This window comes from Vulcanococcus sp. DEBay_Sum29NL08_54 (genome assembly GCF_017859255.1).
GTDB lineage: Bacteria > Cyanobacteriota > Cyanobacteriia > PCC-6307 > Cyanobiaceae > Vulcanococcus.
Genome location: NZ_JAFMNJ010000033.1, coordinates 1 through 16,938, shown reverse-complemented (window position 1 = coordinate 16,938; position 16,938 = coordinate 1). Strand labels below are relative to the sequence as shown.

At 66.2% G+C, this 16,938-nt stretch carries 22 protein-coding genes and 1 tRNA gene; 10 read left to right on the top strand and 13 right to left on the bottom strand.

Annotation, left to right across the window (positions count from 1 at the left end):
- Positions 1–168 precede the first annotated feature (168 nt).
- From QZ186_RS09745 to lepA, 6 genes are read right to left on the bottom strand one after another with little or no spacing between them, the layout of a single operon-like run.
- Entirely contained in the window at positions 169–699 is a 531-nt protein-coding gene (locus tag QZ186_RS09745) for a prepilin-type N-terminal cleavage/methylation domain-containing protein (RefSeq protein WP_296416610.1), read from the bottom strand.
- Positions 686–1,132, bottom strand: coding sequence for a GspH/FimT family pseudopilin (locus QZ186_RS09740; RefSeq protein WP_296416608.1), 447 nt, complete (start codon positions 1,130–1,132; stop codon positions 686–688). Before QZ186_RS09740 ends, QZ186_RS09745 begins: the two co-directional genes overlap by 14 nt.
- The gene (locus QZ186_RS09735; RefSeq protein ID WP_296416607.1) at positions 1,132–1,521 is read right to left on the bottom strand and encodes a hypothetical protein; all 390 of its coding nucleotides are present in this window, start codon (positions 1,519–1,521) and stop codon (positions 1,132–1,134) included. Before QZ186_RS09735 ends, QZ186_RS09740 begins: the two co-directional genes overlap by 1 nt.
- A complete protein-coding gene (locus tag QZ186_RS09730) occupies positions 1,522–1,917 on the bottom strand; it encodes a hypothetical protein (protein ID WP_296416606.1) in 396 nt (131 codons plus the stop codon).
- 38 nt (positions 1,918–1,955) lie between these two features.
- Positions 1,956–2,540 (bottom strand): alpha/beta hydrolase, encoded by a 585-nt coding sequence (locus QZ186_RS09725; protein WP_296416605.1) that lies wholly within the window; start codon positions 2,538–2,540, stop codon positions 1,956–1,958.
- On the bottom strand, positions 2,540–4,348 hold the full coding sequence (gene lepA, locus QZ186_RS09720; RefSeq protein ID WP_296416604.1) for a translation elongation factor 4: 1,809 nt from the start codon (positions 4,346–4,348) through the stop codon (positions 2,540–2,542). Before lepA ends, QZ186_RS09725 begins: the two co-directional genes overlap by 1 nt.
- 87 nt (positions 4,349–4,435) lie before the next feature.
- Between lepA and QZ186_RS09715 the strand changes: the two genes are divergently transcribed.
- Both QZ186_RS09715 and serS read left to right on the top strand, forming a co-directional pair.
- Positions 4,436–4,714 carry a NifU family protein gene (locus tag QZ186_RS09715; protein WP_010312903.1) on the top strand — a complete coding sequence of 93 codons (279 nt, stop codon included), beginning with the start codon at positions 4,436–4,438 and terminating at the stop codon, positions 4,712–4,714.
- 43 nt (positions 4,715–4,757) lie between these two features.
- Positions 4,758–6,038: a serine--tRNA ligase gene (serS, locus tag QZ186_RS09710; protein ID WP_296416603.1), complete on the top strand. Its 1,281-nt coding sequence runs from the start codon at positions 4,758–4,760 to the stop codon at positions 6,036–6,038.
- Here the strand turns inward: serS and mqo are convergent.
- Complete coding sequence (gene mqo / locus QZ186_RS09705) at positions 6,035–7,474, bottom strand: malate dehydrogenase (quinone) (protein WP_296416602.1); 1,440 nt, start codon at positions 7,472–7,474, stop codon at positions 6,035–6,037. The genes serS and mqo overlap by 4 nt on opposite strands.
- An 86-nt stretch (positions 7,475–7,560) precedes the next feature.
- On the opposite strand from mqo, the gene rseP reads away from it, so the two are divergent.
- The 3 genes from rseP to QZ186_RS09690 all read left to right on the top strand — a co-directional run bounded on the left by rseP (position 7,561) and on the right by QZ186_RS09690 (position 11,285).
- Complete coding sequence (rseP, locus tag QZ186_RS09700) at positions 7,561–8,649, top strand: RIP metalloprotease RseP (protein WP_247479450.1); 1,089 nt, start codon at positions 7,561–7,563, stop codon at positions 8,647–8,649.
- Positions 8,650–8,690: 41 nt separating this feature from the next.
- On the top strand, positions 8,691–8,993 hold the full coding sequence (gene rpsN / locus QZ186_RS09695) for a 30S ribosomal protein S14 (protein WP_010312910.1): 303 nt from the start codon (positions 8,691–8,693) through the stop codon (positions 8,991–8,993).
- A gap of 159 nt (positions 8,994–9,152) precedes the next feature.
- Entirely contained in the window at positions 9,153–11,285 is a 2,133-nt protein-coding gene (locus tag QZ186_RS09690) for a polyribonucleotide nucleotidyltransferase (protein ID WP_296416601.1), read from the top strand.
- Positions 11,286–11,322: 37 nt separating this feature from the next.
- Here QZ186_RS09690 and QZ186_RS09685 read toward each other — a convergent pair whose 3' ends face one another.
- Positions 11,323–12,243 (bottom strand): 3'(2'),5'-bisphosphate nucleotidase CysQ, encoded by a 921-nt coding sequence (locus tag QZ186_RS09685; protein ID WP_296416612.1) that lies wholly within the window; start codon positions 12,241–12,243, stop codon positions 11,323–11,325.
- A 22-nt stretch (positions 12,244–12,265) separates the two neighbouring features.
- Between QZ186_RS09685 and rsmI the strand changes: the two genes are divergently transcribed.
- Both rsmI and QZ186_RS09675 read left to right on the top strand, forming a co-directional pair.
- A complete protein-coding gene (rsmI, locus tag QZ186_RS09680; RefSeq protein WP_296416600.1) occupies positions 12,266–13,123 on the top strand; it encodes a 16S rRNA (cytidine(1402)-2'-O)-methyltransferase in 858 nt (285 codons plus the stop codon).
- A complete protein-coding gene (locus QZ186_RS09675) occupies positions 13,123–13,365 on the top strand; it encodes a hypothetical protein (RefSeq protein ID WP_010312917.1) in 243 nt (80 codons plus the stop codon). The genes rsmI and QZ186_RS09675 overlap by 1 nt, the downstream gene beginning before the upstream one ends.
- Here QZ186_RS09675 and QZ186_RS09670 read toward each other — a convergent pair.
- A complete protein-coding gene (locus tag QZ186_RS09670) occupies positions 13,344–14,063 on the bottom strand; it encodes a hypothetical protein (RefSeq protein WP_296416611.1) in 720 nt (239 codons plus the stop codon). The two genes, QZ186_RS09675 and QZ186_RS09670, sit on opposite strands and share 22 nt — an antisense overlap.
- A 68-nt stretch (positions 14,064–14,131) precedes the next feature.
- Between QZ186_RS09670 and QZ186_RS09665 the strand changes: the two genes are divergently transcribed.
- Positions 14,132–14,205 (top strand) — tRNA-Arg (locus tag QZ186_RS09665).
- A 1-nt stretch (position 14,206) separates the two neighbouring features.
- Here QZ186_RS09665 and QZ186_RS09660 read toward each other — a convergent pair.
- Genes QZ186_RS09660 through QZ186_RS09650 form a run of 3 tightly spaced genes read right to left on the bottom strand, consistent with a single transcriptional unit; the run spans position 14,207 to position 15,810 of the window.
- The gene (locus tag QZ186_RS09660; protein WP_156797694.1) at positions 14,207–14,476 is read right to left on the bottom strand and encodes a hypothetical protein; all 270 of its coding nucleotides are present in this window, start codon (positions 14,474–14,476) and stop codon (positions 14,207–14,209) included.
- Between the two features lie 39 nt (positions 14,477–14,515).
- A complete protein-coding gene (locus tag QZ186_RS09655) occupies positions 14,516–14,755 on the bottom strand; it encodes a hypothetical protein (protein WP_296416599.1) in 240 nt (79 codons plus the stop codon).
- A gap of 44 nt (positions 14,756–14,799) precedes the next feature.
- On the bottom strand, positions 14,800–15,810 hold the full coding sequence (locus tag QZ186_RS09650; protein ID WP_029625987.1) for a DnaJ C-terminal domain-containing protein: 1,011 nt from the start codon (positions 15,808–15,810) through the stop codon (positions 14,800–14,802).
- 147 nt (positions 15,811–15,957) lie between these two features.
- Between QZ186_RS09650 and QZ186_RS09645 the strand changes: the two genes are divergently transcribed.
- Complete coding sequence (locus tag QZ186_RS09645) at positions 15,958–16,395, top strand: hypothetical protein (RefSeq protein ID WP_296416598.1); 438 nt, start codon at positions 15,958–15,960, stop codon at positions 16,393–16,395.
- On the opposite strand, the gene QZ186_RS09640 is transcribed toward QZ186_RS09645, so the two are convergent.
- Entirely contained in the window at positions 16,365–16,619 is a 255-nt protein-coding gene (locus QZ186_RS09640; protein WP_296416597.1) for a Nif11-like leader peptide family RiPP precursor, read from the bottom strand. The two genes, QZ186_RS09645 and QZ186_RS09640, sit on opposite strands and share 31 nt — an antisense overlap.
- A gap of 63 nt (positions 16,620–16,682) precedes the next feature.
- On the opposite strand from QZ186_RS09640, the gene QZ186_RS09635 reads away from it, so the two are divergent.
- Entirely contained in the window at positions 16,683–16,883 is a 201-nt protein-coding gene (locus tag QZ186_RS09635) for a hypothetical protein (RefSeq protein WP_247479461.1), read from the top strand.
- The last annotated feature ends 55 nt before the right edge of the window (positions 16,884–16,938 follow it).

The window sequence follows — 16,938 nt, the reverse complement described above, 5'->3', positions numbered from 1 at the left end:
AGCAAGGCCATGTCCTTACTGGTGCTTATTTCACTAAAGCGTCTAGAGGCGAAAAACAGAAGCCTTACCCCAATAACGCACAAGACCCAAAACAATCAGCTTGAATAATTCGACCAAGCATTGATCAAGAATCCACCTCTTATTTCCGCCTTACCCGTCGGCTGAAGGTCACGGGAGCTCAAGCAGCGTCTCCTGACCCATCACCCGGAGGGCCACCGCCCCCAAGGCACCGTCCAGGCGAGCCCTGAACACCTCGGCATCTCCCGCCGGCAGCTGATCGAGCACCACCCGGTTCTGGGCAGTACCCGCAGCCAAGCGTCCATCGATGCCGTAGGCCGGGCCGCAGCGCATCACCACCTGCCCCTGCCAGATCCCGCTGGGCGGGTCTCCCACGCTGTAGGTGATCACGCCGGCGGTTGTCGTCAACTGGAGCACCGGCTCCCGCCCGGCCAAAGAGCAGAGGCTGCGCTGGGGGTCGGGCTCCGCTGAGACCGCGCTGGCCTCCAAGGCATCGCTTTCGATCAAGGACAACAGGCGCCGCTGTTCACTGCGCTGGCGCAGCTGCTGGCCAAAGCGCTGGGTGCGCTGACCATCAGCCATCAGTGCCTGCAGAGCTGCTGCACTGAAGATCAAGCCCAAGCTCAAGGCCAACAAGAGCTCCAGCAACGAGAAGCCCGCTTGCCCCCTAACTGGCTTCACAGCGACCCGATCGCATCTGACCCAAGCGGGTGATACCCAACGGCAGGCTCATCACCAAACAGCGCTGGCCTGTGTGGGCACCTGCGCTGAGGACCGCCGTTCCCCCATCGAGCACCAGACCGTTGGCCGTGAAGCGCAACAGCTCAGGAAAGTTGTGGGCAATCCTCACGCCCTGGGGCAGCTCCAGCGGCACCGTCATGCAGGGCGGCAAGGTCCCCGTCTGGGGTGTTTGCCAGCCAGCCGCGCTCAAGTGCAGACCGCAGGGTTCCCCGCGGCGCTGGGCCTCTCGCCGTGCCCGCTGGAGCCCTTGATCCAGCAACCGCGTGGCGTGCTCCAAGCGTTGATCCGCCAGAGCCTGGGATCCCTGAGTCAGACCAACGCTGCCCATCAGGCCCAGCAGAGACAGCCCCAGCAGCAACTCCGTCAGCGTCATCAGGCCAGCTCCTCCTGCGTGCAGAGTCCCAGCCCTGCTGCGGTCACCAGGCGTTCGCGCAACACCGTCGACCCATCAGCGCTGCTCCAACGCACCCAGAGCCCCGGTTCAGAGGTGCTCAGTTCCAGCACACGACGAAGACCAGGAGCCGTGGGCTGATCCTTGGCGACCGTCTCAAGGAAGCGCTGGTCTCCATCGCTGCAGGAGCGAGGCGGCAAGGAGCGCCAGTGCTTGATCAAGCGCAAACGATCACGCTCAATCTCCTGGATCAACGTGGCCCGCTGGGCGTTGCTCTGCTGCTGGCTTGCGCCGCGGCCCCAGAGCTGCAGACCCGCCGCCAAGGCCCCACTCCAAATCACGCAGGAGAGCATCACTTCAAGCAGCGGCATCTACTTGCGCTCCTTCAATCCCGAGGGGCTCCAAAGGAAGCGGCGCTGCAGACCTCCGTCCTGACGCTGCAGCCAAAACTCACCGCCGCCCGCAGCCGACGGTTGCCAATCCTTCAGCACAGCCGAGGTGGGGGGAGGCGATGCGCCACAGCCAGCTGAGCTCCAGCTGCTAGCCGGATACTCACGCAGACAGCTCCAGGGGCCCTGCAATCGCTGAGCCCACTGCTGAGCAGCCGAGGCCAGCTCATCGACGGCCTGAATCTGCTGAAGCTCCAACTGCAACTGCTGGCGTGACCCAAGCGCCATCGCCAACGCTGAACTCGCCGAGAGCAAAACAGCCAGGGCGCCAATCAACGCCAGGGGCAGGGCAAAGCCCTGGTCTTGGCTTGTCCTCACGGGATCACCTCAAACCAACGGTCTGAGGATTCCCCGATTCAGCCGTTCATCGCCGCGGCCTGGAGGCAGGCCGGCAGGAAGATCCACCAGCTCAGCACCGAGCGGCACTGCTCCGGCTTCTCGCAGGGCAGCGACGAGCAGCGCACGATCGGCGGGCCGCTGAGGTTGAAGGCCATCGGCACCGGCAGTTGCTTCAGGATCCCCATCGCCGAGATCGTGCCGGACTTGGCGTTCTCGAGGATCGCGTAGCGCAGGCCTTCGATCCCGACCGTGCCGCTGGCCTTCAGGGGTTTGTAGGCCTGGGTCTGCTGGATCAAAAAGGCCTCGCCGGCCTTGGAATTGAGGAAGCGCGAAAGGGCCAGGTAGTCCACGCTGTAGGGCTTGGCCAGGGCCATCCGCAGATCCTTCTCCGGCCAGCCGGAGTGGATCACCAGCTGCATCAGCCGTTGGTCGCTGAAGCTGCCCTCGTTGATGAACTGCTCGAGCGCCGCGTAGGGAATGCTCCAGACATCGGCTCCCGTCGTGAGCTGTAGGGCGGGATACGGCTCCTGAGGAGCCGCCATCGCTGGAGCCAGAGCCGCCGGTGCAGCCAGCAGGGCCGCCAGTGCCAACACGCGCCGCATCACTGGTTGAGCTTCAGCACGGCCATGAAGGCCTCCTGGGGCACCTCGACCTTGCCCATCGCCTTCATCCGCTTTTTGCCCTTGGCCTGCTTCTGCAGCAGTTTCTTCTTACGGGAGATGTCGCCGCCGTAGCACTTGGCGAGCACGTCCTTGCGCATCGCACTGATGCTCTCCGACGCAATCACGCGGCTACCGATCGAGGCCTGGATCGGGATCTTGAACTGCTGGCGGGGGATCAACTCCTTGAGCTTCTCCACCAGGCCCTTACCCACGTTGTAGGCCTTGTCCCGGTGCACGATCGTCGTCAGGGGGTCGGCCCGCTCGGCATTGATCAGGACATCCAGGCGCACCAGATCGTTCTTGCGGTAGCCGATGAGGGAGTACTCCATCGAGGCGTAGCCCTTGGTGCGCGACTTCATCTGATCGAAGAAGTCCGTCACCACCTCCGCCAGGGGCATCTCGTAGTGCAGGGTCACCCGCTCGGTGGTGATGAACTTCATGTCGATGAACTCACCGCGGCGCTCCTGGCAGAGCTCCATCAAGGTGCCGTTGTAGGTGTTCGGCGTGTAGATCTCGAGCTTCACGTAGGGCTCTTCGATCGATTCGCGCTTCTGGGGATCCGGCAGCGTCGCGGGGTTGTCGACCATCAAGGTCTGCCCGTCGAGCATGTTCACCTGATAGATCACCGATGGGGCGGTGACGATCAGATCGAGGTTGTACTCGCGCTCCAGACGCTCCTGGACGATCTCCATGTGCAGGAGACCCAGGAAGCCGCAGCGGAAGCCAAAGCCCATCGCGCTGCTGGTCTCGGGCTCGTACTTCAGGGCCGCATCACTCAGCTGCAGCTTGTCCAGGGCCTCGCGCAGATCCGGGTACTGGTCGGCGTCGGTCGGGAACAGGCCGCAGAACACCATCGGCTTGGCCTCGGTGTAACCCGGCAGCGGCGCCTCGGCGGGGTTGTTCACCAAGGTGATCGTGTCGCCCACGCGGGCATCGGCCACGGCCTTGATCGAAGCCGCCAGGTAACCCACCTCACCGGCCTGCAGGCTGTCGACCTTGCGCTGGTCGGGGGCCATCACCCCCACCTCATCGAGTTCGTAGGTCTTCTTGCTGGCCATCAGCAGCACCTTGTCCTTGGTGCTGATCGAGCCGGAGATCACCCGGAAGTAGACGATCACCCCGCGGTAGGGGTCGTAATAGGAGTCGAAGATCAGCGCCCGCAGGGGCTCCTTCACCCGATCCGGCGGCGGCGGAACGCGGTCCACCACGGCCTGCAGGATCTCGGGAACCCCCAGGCCACTCTTGGCTGAGCAGGGGATCGCCCCGGTGCAGTCCAGGCCGATGATTGCCTCGATCTCTTCGCTGATCCGATCGGGGTCGGCACCGGGCAGGTCGATCTTGTTGAGGACCGGGATGATCTCCAGGTCGTTCTCCAGGGCCAGATAGACGTTGGCCAGGGTCTGCGCCTCGACGCCCTGGCTGGCGTCCACCACCAGCAGCGCCCCCTCGCAGGCCTGCAGGGAGCGGCTCACCTCATAGGAGAAGTCAACGTGACCGGGGGTGTCGATCAGGTTGAGGATGTAGGTCTCGCCGTCGGCCGCCTTGTACTCCATGCGCGCGGCCTGGAGCTTGATCGTGATCCCGCGCTCGCGCTCCAGTTCCATGTTGTCCAGGAACTGCTCCTGCATGTCCCGGACAGCCACCGTGCCGGTGTCCTGCAGCAGTCGATCGGCCAGGGTCGACTTGCCGTGGTCGATGTGGGCAATGATGCAGAAATTGCGGATCCGTGAAGCGGGGACGTCGGTCATGCGCTGGTGGAAGTCCCGGCTCGGACGGCCCTGATCCTAGGCAGCGGTCCCGCGTTCCTAAGCTCGGCGCAACTCCGTCTCAGCGCGATGAGCACCGAAACCCCAGCCGCAGCAGCCACCGAAAACGCCGATCCCCGCGCCCTCACGATTGAGAACGTGGAGCGCACCCTCGATGAGCTGCGTCCTTATCTGATGGCCGACGGCGGCAACGTGGAAGTGGTGGAAATCGACGGTCCGATCGTCAAGGTGCGTCTGCAGGGCGCCTGCGGCTCCTGCCCCAGCAGCACCATGACCCTGAAGATGGGCATCGAGCGCAAGCTGCGCGAGGCCATTCCCGAAGTCAGCGAAGTCGTTCAGGTCCTCTGAGGCCCGGCCCCTAGGCTCAAGCCCACCTCTGAACCCTGGGCCCGTGCTGGATCAGCGCCTGCTGCGCGACAACCCTGAGCTCATCACCGAGCAGCTGGGACGCCGCGGCATGAAGCTCGATCTCACGGGCCTGCAGCTGATGGCGCGCCAGGAGCGCGATCTCGAAGAAAAACGCAGCAACCTCCAGGCCGAAGGCAACCGCATCGGCAAGGAGGTGGGCCTGAAGATCAAGGGCGGCGCCGCCCCGGGCAGCCCCGAGGTGCAGGCCCTGCGCGATGAGGGCAACCGGATCAAGCAACAGGTCGCGGTCCTCGAGGAGGAAGAGAAGACCCTCGAGGCCAAGCTGCGCGAGGAGCTGCTGACCCTGCCCAACCTGCCCTCGGCCGAGGCCCCCGACGGCAAGGACGAGAACGACAACGTCGAGATCAAGACCTGGGGCAGCCCCCGGGCCAAGGAGGACTGGCTCGAGGAGCACTGGCAGATCGCCGAGCGCCTGGGGCTGTTTGAGACCGAGCGCTCCGTGCGCATCGCCCAGAGCCGCTTTGTGACCCTGATGGGTCTGGGTGCCCGGCTCGAGCGCTCCCTGATCAACTTCATGCTGGACCTGCACGGCGGCAAGGGCTACCGCGAGGTCCTGCCGCCGATCCTGGTCAACAGCGCCAGCCTCACCGGCTCAGGCCAGCTGCCGAAGTTCGCCGAGGAGAGCTTCCGCTGCGCCGAGGACGACCTCTGGCTGACCCCCACCGCCGAGGTGCCCGTCACCTCCCTGCACCGCGGCGAGGTCATTCCCGCCGATCAGCTGCCGCTGAAGTACGTCGCCTACACCCCCTGCTTCCGCCGCGAGGCCGGCAGCTATGGCCGGGACACCCGCGGCCTGATCCGCCTGCACCAGTTCAACAAGGTGGAGCTCTACTGGTTCTGCCACCCGGAGCACTCCGCGGACGCCCACCAACAGATCACCGCGGATGCCGAGGCGGTGCTCGAAGCCCTGGAGCTGCCCTACCGCAAGATCGAGCTCTGCACCGGCGACATGGGCTTCTCCGCCACCCGCACCTACGACCTCGAGGTCTGGCTACCGGGGGCCGGTGCCTACCGCGAGATCTCCAGCTGCTCGGTCTGCGGCGACTTCCAGGCCCGCCGCTCCGCCATCCGTTGCAAAGAGGGCAAGACCACCCAACTGCTGCACACCCTCAACGGCAGTGGCCTGGCCGTCGGCCGCACCATGGCTGCCCTGCTGGAGAACGGTCAGCAGATCGACGGTTCGATCAAGCTCCCCGCCGCCCTGGTGCCCTACTTCGGCTCGGACACCATTCCCGCGGCCTAGGCGCTCAGGCCCAGCAGCCCATTGCTGCGTTGACGGATCTGGGCCAGGCGCTCGGCGCTGGCCCCCAGCTCCTCACCCCAGGAGGGGATCAGGGCCTTGAGCTTCTGCTGCCAGGCCTCACTGGCGAAGCGCTCGCCCATGCAGCGCTGCAGCACCTCCAGCATCGTGTCCACCGCCGTCGAGGCCCCGGGGGAAGCGCCCAACAGGGCCGCCAGGGAGCCATCGGCACTGCTCACCACCTCGGTGCCCATCTGCAGGCTGCCGCGGCCATTCACCTGCTTGATGATCTGCACCCGCTGGCCGGCCACCGCCAGCTCCCAGTCATTGGCGTTGACCTGCGGCAGGAAGTCCCGCAGGCTGTCGATCCGCTGCTTCGGGCGCTGGATCACCTGACCCACCAGGTAGCGCACCAAATCAAAGTTCTTGGCCCCCACCTGCAGGGTCGGCAGCAGGTTGTAGGGCTTGATCGAGCGGCCCAGATCCCAGAGGGATCCCTGCCTCAAAAAGCGAGTACTGAACCCGGCGTAGGGACCAAAGAGCAGCGCCCGCTTGCCCTCGATCCAGCGGGTGTCCAGGTGGGGGACGGACATCGGCGGAGCCCCCACGGCGGCCTTGCCATAGACCTTGGCGTTGTGGCCCTCAATCACCGCCGGGTTGCGGCAGACCAGCCACTGGCCGCTGACCGGGAAAGCGCCGTAGACCCGCGCCTCGGGAATCCCGGAGCGCTGCAGCAGCGGCAGGCTGCCGCCCCCGGCCCCCAAAAAGACAAACGGTGCCTCCAGCTCGCCTGCGCTGGTCTGCACGCGCCAACCGGCCCCGCCCCGCTCGAGCCCCAGCACCTGCTGCCCCAGGCGCAGGTCCACACCCTTCAGCAGCGCCCGGGTCAGGGAGCCGAAGTTCACATCCGTGCCGCGGGTCACCCGGGTGGCGGCCAGGGGTTGATCCAGGCGGCGGCCGGCCATCACCAAGGGCATCCATTCCCTTAATTGCTCGGGGTCGCTGCTCCAGGCCATGTCGGCGAACTGGGGCGAGCCCTGCAGGGCCTCAAAGCGGCGGCGCAGGTAATCGACATTGGCCTGCCCCCAGACAAAGCTCAGGTGGGGCACGGCGCGAATGAACCCCGCGGGATCGCTGAGCTGCTGGCCCTCCACCAGGGAACTCCAGAACTCCAGGCTGCGTTCAAAGGAGGCGTTGATCGCTAGAGCCTTGCCGGTGGGGACCGAGCCGTCGGCGGCCTCTGGGGTGTAGTTGAGCTCGCAGTTGGCGGCGTGGCCGGTGCCGGCGTTGTTCATCGGCCCGCTGCTCTCGCGCCCCAGCTGCGGGAGCCGCTCCAGCACCACCACCTTCAGGCTGGGATCGAGCTGCCGAAGCAGGTTCGCCAGGGTGGCGCCCATGATTCCGGCGCCCACCAGGAGGGCATCACAGCGTTCACTCATGGAGCCGGAGTCGGGCGGGGCGCACTAACAACCAACGCTATGGCCGTGCCTTCCCCCCACAATGGACGGACTTTGGATCTGCAGAGATGGGCGTCCTGACGGCTCTGGCGATCCTGGCCGGCCTGATCGTGGTGCATGAGGCGGGGCACTTCTTTGCCGCCACCTGGCAGGGGATCCGCGTCAGCGGCTTCTCCGTCGGCTTTGGCCCGGTGCTGCTGCAGAAGCAGCGGCGGGGGGTGCAGTTCGCCCTGCGGGCCATTCCCCTGGGGGGCTTTGTCTCCTTCCCCGATGACGACGAAGACAGCAGCATCCCCTCGGATGACCCCGATCTGCTGACCAACCGCCCCCTGCCCCAGCGGGCCCTGGTGATCGCCGCTGGCGTGATCGCCAACCTGCTCTTGGCCTGGGCGGTGCTGATGGCCCAGGGGGCCTTCGTGGGCATCCCCGCTGGCTTCAGCGCTACGCCCGGCGTGCTGGTCTCGGGCGTGCAGCAGGGCCAGGCCGCTGCCGCCTCGGGCCTGAAGGCCGGCGATCGGATCCTGGCGGTGGACGGCCGCGACCTGGGCGGCGGCCAGAGCGCCGTCAGCCAACTGGTCGAGCTGGTCAAGGGCGCCCCCGATCAAACCCTGCGCCTGCAGGCCGAGCGCCAGGGCCAAGCCCTGGAACTGCAGCTGACCCCCGCTGATTTGAGCGGCATCGGCCGCATCGGCGCCCAACTGCAACCCAGCGGCACCGAGGCCTTCCGCCGCCCCCGCAGCCCGATCGAGGTCATCCAGCAGGCCAACCACGATGTCGCCCTGCTCACCAAGCGGACGGTGGATGGCTTCATCACCCTCGTGACCCACTTCGGTGAGACCGCAGGGCAGGTCTCCGGTCCGGTGAAGATCGTCGAGATGGGCGCCTCCCTGGCCAAACAGGGCGGCAGCAGCCTCTTCCTCTACACCGCCTTGATCTCGATCAACCTGGCGGTGCTCAATGCCCTGCCGCTGCCGATGCTCGATGGCGGGCAGTTCGTCCTGCTGCTGCTGGAGGGTCTGCGCCGCAAGCCCCTGCCCGAGAAGTTCCAGATGGCCTTCATGCAGTCGGGCTTTGTCCTGCTGGTGGGCCTCAGCGTGGTGCTGATCGTCAAGGACACCAGCCAGCTGGCGGCGGTCCAACAGCTGCTGGGACGCTAAGAGGTAGGCTTTCTGGTCACTGCTTACGAGATCCAGGCCGCATGGCGAAGAAGTCGATGATTGCGCGCGACGTCAAGCGCCAAAAGCTTGTTGATCGCTACGCCGCCAAGCGCGCAGCTCTGATGGCCGCCTTCGAAGCCGCTGGCGATCCGATGGAGCGCCTGGAGATCCACCGCAAGATCCAGAACCTGCCCCGCAACAGCGCTCGCGTGCGTCTGCGCAACCGCTGCTGGGCCACCGGCAAGCCCCGTGGTGTGTACCGCGACTTCGGCCTGTGCCGCAACCAGCTGCGTGAGCGCGCCCACAAAGGCGAACTGCCCGGCGTGGTCAAGTCCTCCTGGTGAGTCTCTCGATCGCTTGATCGACCGTCAGGGCGCCGAAAGGCGCCTTTTTTGTTGCTTGCCTGCGTTGTGGCATTCCGAAAGAGATTGCGCCTGTTTTTCGCAAGCCTTTGGGCTCAGATGCAAGAATTGCTCTTGACAACAAACAAGACATAAGCCCACGTGCAAGGTCACACTCAGTCGGTCTCCTTCGATGGTCGGGAGATCCGACTGACCACAGGTCGGTTCGCCCCGCAGGCCGGGGGTTCCGTCATGGTCGAATGCGGAGATACCTCTGTTCTCGTCACTGCCACCCGCTCCGGCGGCCGTGAGGGCATCGATTTTCTGCCGCTGATTTGCGATTACGAGGAGCGTCTCTACGCCGCTGGTCGTATCCCCGGCAGCTTCATGCGCCGCGAGAGCCGTCCCCCCGAGCGCGCCACCCTGATCGCGCGTCTCATTGACCGCCCGATGCGCCCGCTGTTCCCCAGCTGGCTGCGGGATGACCTGCAGGTCGTCGCCACCTGCATGTCCCTGGATGAGCGGGTTCCGCCCGATGTCCTGGCGGTGACCGGCGCCTCCCTGGCCACCCTGCTGGCCAAGATCCCCTTCAACGGCCCGATGGCGGCTGTGCGGGTCGGCCTGCTGGGCGATGACTTCATCCTGAACCCCAGCTACCGCGAGATCGAGCGCTCTGAGCTGGATCTGGTGGTCGCCGGCACCCCCCAGGGCGTGATCATGGTCGAGGCGGGCGCCAACCAGCTGCCCGAGCAGGACGTGATCGAGGCGATCGACTTCGGCTACGAGGCCGTCTGCGAACTGATCAAGGTCCAGCAGACCCTGCTCAAGGAGCTCGGCATCGAGCAGGTCATCCCCGAGGCCCAGACCGTCGACGCCACCCTGCCCACCTTCCTGGAGAAGGAATGCAGCAAGGGCATCGGCGATGTCCTCAAGCAGTTCAGCCTGACCAAGGCCGAGCGCGACGAACAGCTCGATGCGATCAAGGCCCAGGCGGCCGAGAAGATCAGCGGCCTCAAGGACGACGACGCCGTGAAGGTGGCCGTCAGCAGCAACGGCAAGGCCCTGGGCAACAACTACAAGGCGCTCACCAAGAAGCTGATGCGCGCCCAGATCGTCAATGACGGCAAGCGCGTCGACGGCCGCAACCTCGATGAGGTGCGTCCGATCAGCGCCGCCGCCGGTGTGCTGCCCAAGCGCGTGCACGGCTCCGGTCTGTTCCAGCGCGGCATGACCCAGGTGCTCTCCTGCGCCACCCTCGGCACCCCGAGCGACGCCCAGGAGATGGACGACCTGAACCCGTCCAACGAGAAGACCTACCTCCACCACTACAACTTCCCCCCCTACTCCGTCGGCGAGACCCGCCCGATGCGCAGCCCCGGCCGCCGCGAGATCGGCCACGGCGCCCTGGCGGAGCGGGCCCTGATCCCCGTCCTCCCCAGCAAGGAGAGCTTCCCCTACGTGCTTCGCGTGGTGTCGGAATGCCTGAGCTCCAACGGCTCCACCTCCATGGGTTCGGTCTGCGGCAGCACCCTGGCCCTGATGGATGCCGGCGTGCCCCTGAAGGCCCCCGTGAGTGGCGCCGCCATGGGCCTGATCAAGGAGGGCTCTGAGGTCCGGATCCTCACCGATATCCAAGGCATCGAGGACTTCCTCGGCGACATGGACTTCAAGGTGGCCGGCACCGAGAAGGGCATCACCGCCCTGCAGATGGACATGAAGATCACCGGTCTCGAAGTGAAGACCGTGGCTGAGGCGATCAACCAGGCCCGTCCGGCCCGTCTGCACATCCTCGAGAAGATGCTTGCGGCGATCGACAAGCCCCGCGATGTCCTGAGCCCCCACGCCCCTCGCCTGCTCAGCTTCCGGATCGACCCCGAGCTGATCGGCACCGTGATCGGCCCCGGCGGCCGCACGATCAAGGGCATCACCGAGCGCACCAACACCAAGATCGACATCGAGGACGGCGGCATCGTCACGATCGCCAGCCACGACGGTGCAGCCGCTGAGGAAGCGCAGCGCATCATCGAGGGCCTCACCCGTCGCGTCTCGGAAGGCGAGGTCTTCAGCGGTGCCGTCACCCGGGTCATCCCGATCGGCGCCTTCGTCGAGATCCTTCCTGGCAAGGAAGGCATGATCCACATCTCCCAACTCAGCGAAGCCCGCGTGGAGAAGGTGGAAGACGTGGTGAAGGTGGGTGACCACGTCACCGTCCGCGTCCGCGAGATCGACAACCGCGGCCGGATCAACCTCACCCTGCGCGGGGTTCCCCAGCAGGACGAGCCCGCCCAGGCCTGATCGAACGAAGCCCCCGCAAGGGGGCTTTTTTTATGGCCTAAACCGCGAAGCCCGGATCAATGCGGGCCATCGCCGCAGCGGCCTTCTCGCAGAGCTCCTGGTGGCTGACGCCATGGCTGGCGATCAGGCAGCCGGCCTGGCGCACATCGCCGGTGTTGTAGCGAAGCGGTGCACCGTCAGCGTGGCTGAAGGCGCCACCGGCCGCCTTGAGCACGGCCTCGGGAGCCGCCATATCCCAGTCCTTCGGGGCGCTCTTGCCCGAGAGCGAGATGTAGACGTCGGTCTCACCCCGCAGGATCGTGGCCACCTTGCCGCCGACGCTGCCGATGGCCTTGGTGTCGCCCAGGGCCAGGGCCTCCAGCAGCTGCTCGAGCCGTTGGTCCCGGTGGTTGCGGCTGGCCACCAGCACCATCTCGGAGAGGGCCTGGCGGGAACTGAGCTGGGCGGGCTGCTGCTCACCGGCGCGGTTCTCCCGCCAGGCGCGGCCCTCGGGCACCAGGCCGAACCAGAGGTCCTCCAGCAGCGGCTGAAGCACCACCCCCAAGACGGCCTCACCGCGGTGGACCAGCGCCAGGTGCACGGCGTACTCGCCGGTGCCCTGCAGGAAATCCTTGGTGCCATCGAGGGGATCCAGGATCCAGAGCCACTCGGCATCCAGGGGTTCCCCGGCGGTCAGTTGCTCCTTGGCGGTCTCCTCGCTCAGCAGGGTCCAACCCGCATCCGGATAGGCCTGGGCCAGGCCATCGAGCAGCCACTGGTTGACCGCCAGATCGGCGGCGCTGACCGGGCCCTCGCCCCCTTCATCGACGCTCAGGGCCTTGGGGAAGCCATAGGGGGGCTGCTCACCGCGGCCATAGGCCAGCAGGATGTCGGCGGCACCCCAGCAGAGCCGGCGCAGATCCGCCAAGAGCTGCTTCTCCTCGATGCCAGGGGGGAAGCAGGCGGCGGCGGGCATCATGGAAGGGCAAAGGAGCATTGTGATGCAGGGCGCTGAACCCGCTGCAGGCGTGCTCTATCTGGTGGGCACCCCGATCGGGAACACCGGCGATCTCTCGCCCCGGGCCAAGACCGTGCTGGCCGGGGCCGATCGCATTGCCTGCGAAGACACCCGCCGCAGCGGCCTGCTGCTGCACAACCTGGGCATCAAGAACCGTCTGGTGAGCTTCCACGAGCACAACCAGGCCACCCGAATCCCGGAGCTGCTCGAGGCCCTGGAGAACGGGGAAGCGATCGCCGTGATCAGCGATGCCGGGCTCCCGGGCATCTCCGATCCCGGCGAGGAGCTGGTGAGCGCCGCCCGCGGCCAGGGGCGAACGGTGATCTGTGTGCCCGGGCCCTGCGCCGCCACGACTGCCCTGGTGAGCAGTGGTCTGCCCTGCGGGCGGTTCTGCTTTGAGGGCTTCCTTCCCCCCAAGGCCACCGCGCGCCGCGCCCGCCTGCAGGCCCTGGCCCAAGAGGAGCGGACCCTGGTCTTCTACGAAGCACCCCACCGCCTGCTGGCGCTGCTGGAGGACCTGCTCGAGCTCCTCGGGGACCGGCCGATCGCCGTCACCCGGGAGCTGACCAAGCGCCATGAGCAGCAGGTCGGCCCCAACCTGAGCGCGGCCCTGGCGCACTTCCGCCAGCACCCGCCCCAGGGGGAATTCACCCTGGTCCTGGGCGGCGCCGAGACCAAAGCCAGCGAGCGACCCAGCGATGAGACGCTGCGTGAGCAGCTGCAGGCCCTAGTGAGCGGCGGGCTCAGCCGCAACGATGCCGCTCGCCAACTGGCCCGCAGCACGGGCATCGCCAAACGCGAGCTCTACGCTTTGCTGCATCAAGACGACGACACCCCCTGATGCTGCTGCGCCTGCGCCTGCTTCTGGCCAGCCTCGGCGGTGGGGTGCTGCTGTTGTTGATCCTTTGTCTGGGCGCCCAGAACCTCGATCAACGCACCCGCCTGAACCTGGGATTTGGCCGCACGGCGGAACTCCCCACGGGCTTTCTCCTGGGGGTCTCCCTGGTGATCGGGGTGATCAGCGGCGGCGCAGCAACGGCCCTGCTGCTGCCGGGCAGTGATCAGGCTTCCGGCAGGGAGTAGAGCAGACCGCCTTCCACCACCAGGCGGGTGATGCCCTGGGCCACCAGATAGGAGGAGCGCCGCTGCAGCACATCGCTGTCGGGCACCTTGATCACCCGCTGGCTGCGGCCGCACTGGCGCTTGGCCTGGCGGGGATTGGTGAACAGCATCAGGGCCTGACGCGCCTGCTCGGCTTCCGGCAGGGAACCGAGCTCGGGGAATTCGTTGAGGGGCTTGGCCTGCAGCTCCACCACCTTGTCCACCAGCATGTAGACGCTGCTGGGCAGCAATCCGGGAAGCAGGGGGATCGGATCGATCAGCTCCGCCGCTGGAACGCCGCCGAGGGGTGCAACCTCCAGAGCGTCATCGCCGTCCTCGAAGTTCTCCTCATCGCCGTCATCGCCGAAGTCATCGGCGTCATCGATCGCTAAGACGCCCGGATCCTCCTCGTCGTCTGAGGACTCTTCCGGCTCGCTGGTCGTGAGCTCGGGCTCAGGAGCTGGAGCTTCAACAACGGCTGCGGGCTTGGCAGACGAGCGGCTGCGGGATTGCTTCTTGAGCTCAGCGAGCTCCTCGGCATCGATCCCAGCCTTCAGCACCCGGCTGACGGTGTTGGGGCTGCAGCCGTAGCTCGCCGCCAGGGCCTGGGCGGTTTCGCCCTGGCGGTAGCGAGCAACCAGCTCCTCTTTTTGGCCTTCAGTCAGCCGTGGAGCGGGCATGTGGACATCGTTCTCCAGCACACCACCATAGAAGCCTTGGCTCAGCTGGCACAATGCGTCAGATCCAAGCTCCCTTAGCTCAGCTGGATAGAGCAGCTGCCTTCTAAGCAGCCGGTCGTTGGTTCGAATCCAACAGGGGGCGTTTAGAGCTCGTACTCCTCTTCAAAACGCGCCATCAGGCCGTTGTAGAGCGCGAGGGTGCCTTCGGTTTCCTCGCAGAAGCCCTTGACCCGGTAGGCCTCGATCAGGTGGGAGAGCGAGGCGTGCACCTGGGCGAAGGCCTGGGCGAATTCGTTCTGAATATCTTCGTCGCGGATATCTCGGATCTTGGCGGTCATCAACTCAACCTTCCTCTGAGCGACGACCATCGCGGCCTCCATCTCTTTGTTGAGTTTCCGGCGCTTCGCCATCAATCCCGCTCTGGTTGAGCCCCACATCTACACCAGGGGGCGCTAGCGGTAGGGGATGCAATCGAATCCGCGAGAGGTCTTGCCATCACTGGGTGCTGCCGCCACCCAACGGTGTCCCGTTGCAATGCAGGCCTTCAGGGTCGGCATCGGGACCTTGGTCACGGCCACGTCCTTGGGGCCGACCTTGTGGGGCTCAAAGGTGGAGCGCACCAACCAGGCCTCGTAGGCCATCGCCGCCGGCGCAGAGGCCCAGAGCAGACAGCCCAGCAGGAGACGCTTCACGGCGATGCAAGTGCTGGGCGCACCCTGCCATAGACGCCCCTGGGTTACAAACGAGCGGCGCTGATCCAATCGGCTCGGGGGTCACTGCTGCGCGCTGCCCGCAGCTGCTCCAGCAACTGCCGCTCCTGGTCGCTGTAGCGCGCCGGTTGCTTCAGGCTGAGGCTCAGCAGCAGGTCACCGCGACCTCCCTTGACCGGCCAGCCCTTGCCCTTGAGCCGCAGGCTCCGGCCGACGGCCATCGCCGGGGGCACCGTCACCGTCGCTTCTCCATCGGGCGTGGCCACGCGCACCTCACCGCCCAGGGCCAGCTCATCGAGGCTCAGGGGAAGATCCGCCTTGAGCTGGTCTCCGTCGAGGGTCCAGACCGGATGGTCCTGAACCTGAAGGGTGAGATAAAGGTCGCCGCGGCGGCCAGTTCCAGGCTGAAGGTTCCCCTTGCCTTTGAGGCGCAGGCGACTGCCGGGCTTCACACCGGCGGGAATGCGCACCTGAACGCGCTCGTCATTAACCGCCAGGGTGCGCTCGCAGCCGCGGAAGGCCTCCGAGAAGGTCAGGTTGATGCTGGCCTCGGCATCGAGGTTCACCGGCGCCGCCTGACGGCCCGGGGCACCGGCAAAGCCACCGCTGCCAAAGCCGCCGGGGAAGCCTGAGCCAAACCCGCCAAAGCCGCCGGGGGCGCCACCAAAACCACCACCCTGGAATCCGCCAGCCCCACCGCCGGGCCCGCCAAAGCGGCCGAGCAGGTCATTGACGAAGTCATCGAAATTGCCGTAGCGGCCGAAATCGACATCGACACCGCCAGGGCCAGGGCCAGCGCCGGCTTGACTCCAGTACTGCCCGAATTGCTCGTAGCGGCGACGCTTATCGGGGTCAGAGAGCACCTCATAGGCCTCACTGACTTCCTTGAATTTCGCCTCAGCGCCCTTATCCCCGGGATTCACATCCGGGTGGTACTGGCGCGCCAACTTGCGAAAGGCCTTCTTGATCGCGTCCGCATCAGCGCCACGCTCAACGCCCAGAACCTTGAAATAGTCGCGGTAACCGTTGGCGCTCATCGCAGCAGCTGGGAAGGACCGATCAACGGCCCCCTCAGTGTCCCAGCAGCGGGGTGGATTGAGCGAGGGGGAAAACAGGCGGAAGGCCGAACGCGTGACCAGCTCCGCCATCGCCCTTAGGGTGCGGCCACCTGTTGTTCAAGCGCCATGGCTGGCCCCCGCAGCGTCCAAGTCCTGGGACGCCTGGCCCTGAGCCTGGGGCTGCTGATCAGCACACCGGCACTTCTACCCGCGGCGCATGCCGCCGAAGAGCAGCCCGCGGCCGCTCGCCCCTCCACGGCTCGGCAACAACAGTTGGCCAAACACCTCAAGGCCCAGGGGTTTGTGGTCTATGGAGCCTGGTGGTGCCCCCACTGCAACACCCAAAAAGAACTCTTCGGCGCGGAGGCCATCGAGCTCCTGCCCTACGTGGAGTGCGACAAAGAAGAGGAGGGCCGCAAGCGCTGCATGGCCGCCAAGGTCCGCGCCTATCCGACCTGGGACTACCAGGGCGAGCGGCGTGAAGGGGTGATGTCCCTGGAGGAACTGGAGGTCTGGAGCAGCTTCTCGGGCGCTCAGTCCGAGTCGGCCACCCCAAAACAGTGAATCAGGGCATCACCCCAGGTGTTCACCCGTTGAAGCTGAGCGTCATCGGCTTGGGATAGCGCCTCGCCATGGGCCCTGAGCACCGCCGGTTTGCTCAGGCTGAAGCCATGGCTCTGGGCGATCGTGAGGATGTCATCCACACCCGTCGCGGCGTGGATGCGGTCGCGAATGGCCTGGTTGTTCCCCACCTTGGACAGGAACGCTTTGAGATCAGCGGCAGACACGCAGCGCAGCGCGAGATTCCTCTCCATGCTGAGTACGACGCCCTGATTTGGCTGCATCGGCCCATGAAATTGCACGTCGCCAATGCGGTCGCGGTCTCCCTGCTCTCGACGGCCGTCTTGGTGCTGGCCTTCAAGGACAACCAGTGCACGACTCCCGCCCCAGCCACAGCTCCTCAAGCGGCGACGAGTCCCGCACCACGGCCAGCCGTCAACGCCCCAGCCCCCCAGAGACCCCGCGCTCAGCGGGAGCTGGGGAAGTTTTGACAACAACAAAGCCGGCACCCAAGGGCACCGGCTTCGAGCAATGGATTCGGTCGGA

Excerpts from the sequence above, each read along its gene's own strand:
- QZ186_RS09740 (WP_296416608.1), bottom strand. The coding sequence starts at position 1,132 with ATGACGCTGACGGAGTTGCTGCTGGGGCTGTCTCTGCTGGGCCTGATG.
- QZ186_RS09735 (WP_296416607.1), bottom strand. The coding sequence starts at position 1,521 with ATGCCGCTGCTTGAAGTGATGCTCTCCTGCGTGATTTGGAGTGGGGCC.
- QZ186_RS09725 (WP_296416605.1), bottom strand. The coding sequence starts at position 2,540 with ATGCGGCGCGTGTTGGCACTGGCGGCCCTGCTGGCTGCACCGGCGGCT.
- lepA (WP_296416604.1), bottom strand. The coding sequence starts at position 4,348 with ATGACCGACGTCCCCGCTTCACGGATCCGCAATTTCTGCATCATTGCC.
- QZ186_RS09715 (WP_010312903.1), top strand. The coding sequence starts at position 4,436 with ATGAGCACCGAAACCCCAGCCGCAGCAGCCACCGAAAACGCCGATCCC.
- mqo (WP_296416602.1), bottom strand. The coding sequence starts at position 7,474 with ATGAGTGAACGCTGTGATGCCCTCCTGGTGGGCGCCGGAATCATGGGC.
- rseP (WP_247479450.1), top strand. The coding sequence starts at position 7,561 with ATGGGCGTCCTGACGGCTCTGGCGATCCTGGCCGGCCTGATCGTGGTG.
- rpsN (WP_010312910.1), top strand. The coding sequence starts at position 8,691 with ATGGCGAAGAAGTCGATGATTGCGCGCGACGTCAAGCGCCAAAAGCTT.
- QZ186_RS09685 (WP_296416612.1), bottom strand. The coding sequence starts at position 12,243 with ATGATGCCCGCCGCCGCCTGCTTCCCCCCTGGCATCGAGGAGAAGCAG.
- rsmI (WP_296416600.1), top strand. The coding sequence starts at position 12,266 with ATGCAGGGCGCTGAACCCGCTGCAGGCGTGCTCTATCTGGTGGGCACC.
- QZ186_RS09675 (WP_010312917.1), top strand. The coding sequence starts at position 13,123 with ATGCTGCTGCGCCTGCGCCTGCTTCTGGCCAGCCTCGGCGGTGGGGTG.
- QZ186_RS09670 (WP_296416611.1), bottom strand. The coding sequence starts at position 14,063 with ATGCCCGCTCCACGGCTGACTGAAGGCCAAAAAGAGGAGCTGGTTGCT.
- QZ186_RS09650 (WP_029625987.1), bottom strand. The coding sequence starts at position 15,810 with ATGAGCGCCAACGGTTACCGCGACTATTTCAAGGTTCTGGGCGTTGAG.
- QZ186_RS09645 (WP_296416598.1), top strand. The coding sequence starts at position 15,958 with ATGGCTGGCCCCCGCAGCGTCCAAGTCCTGGGACGCCTGGCCCTGAGC.
- QZ186_RS09635 (WP_247479461.1), top strand. The coding sequence starts at position 16,683 with ATGAAATTGCACGTCGCCAATGCGGTCGCGGTCTCCCTGCTCTCGACG.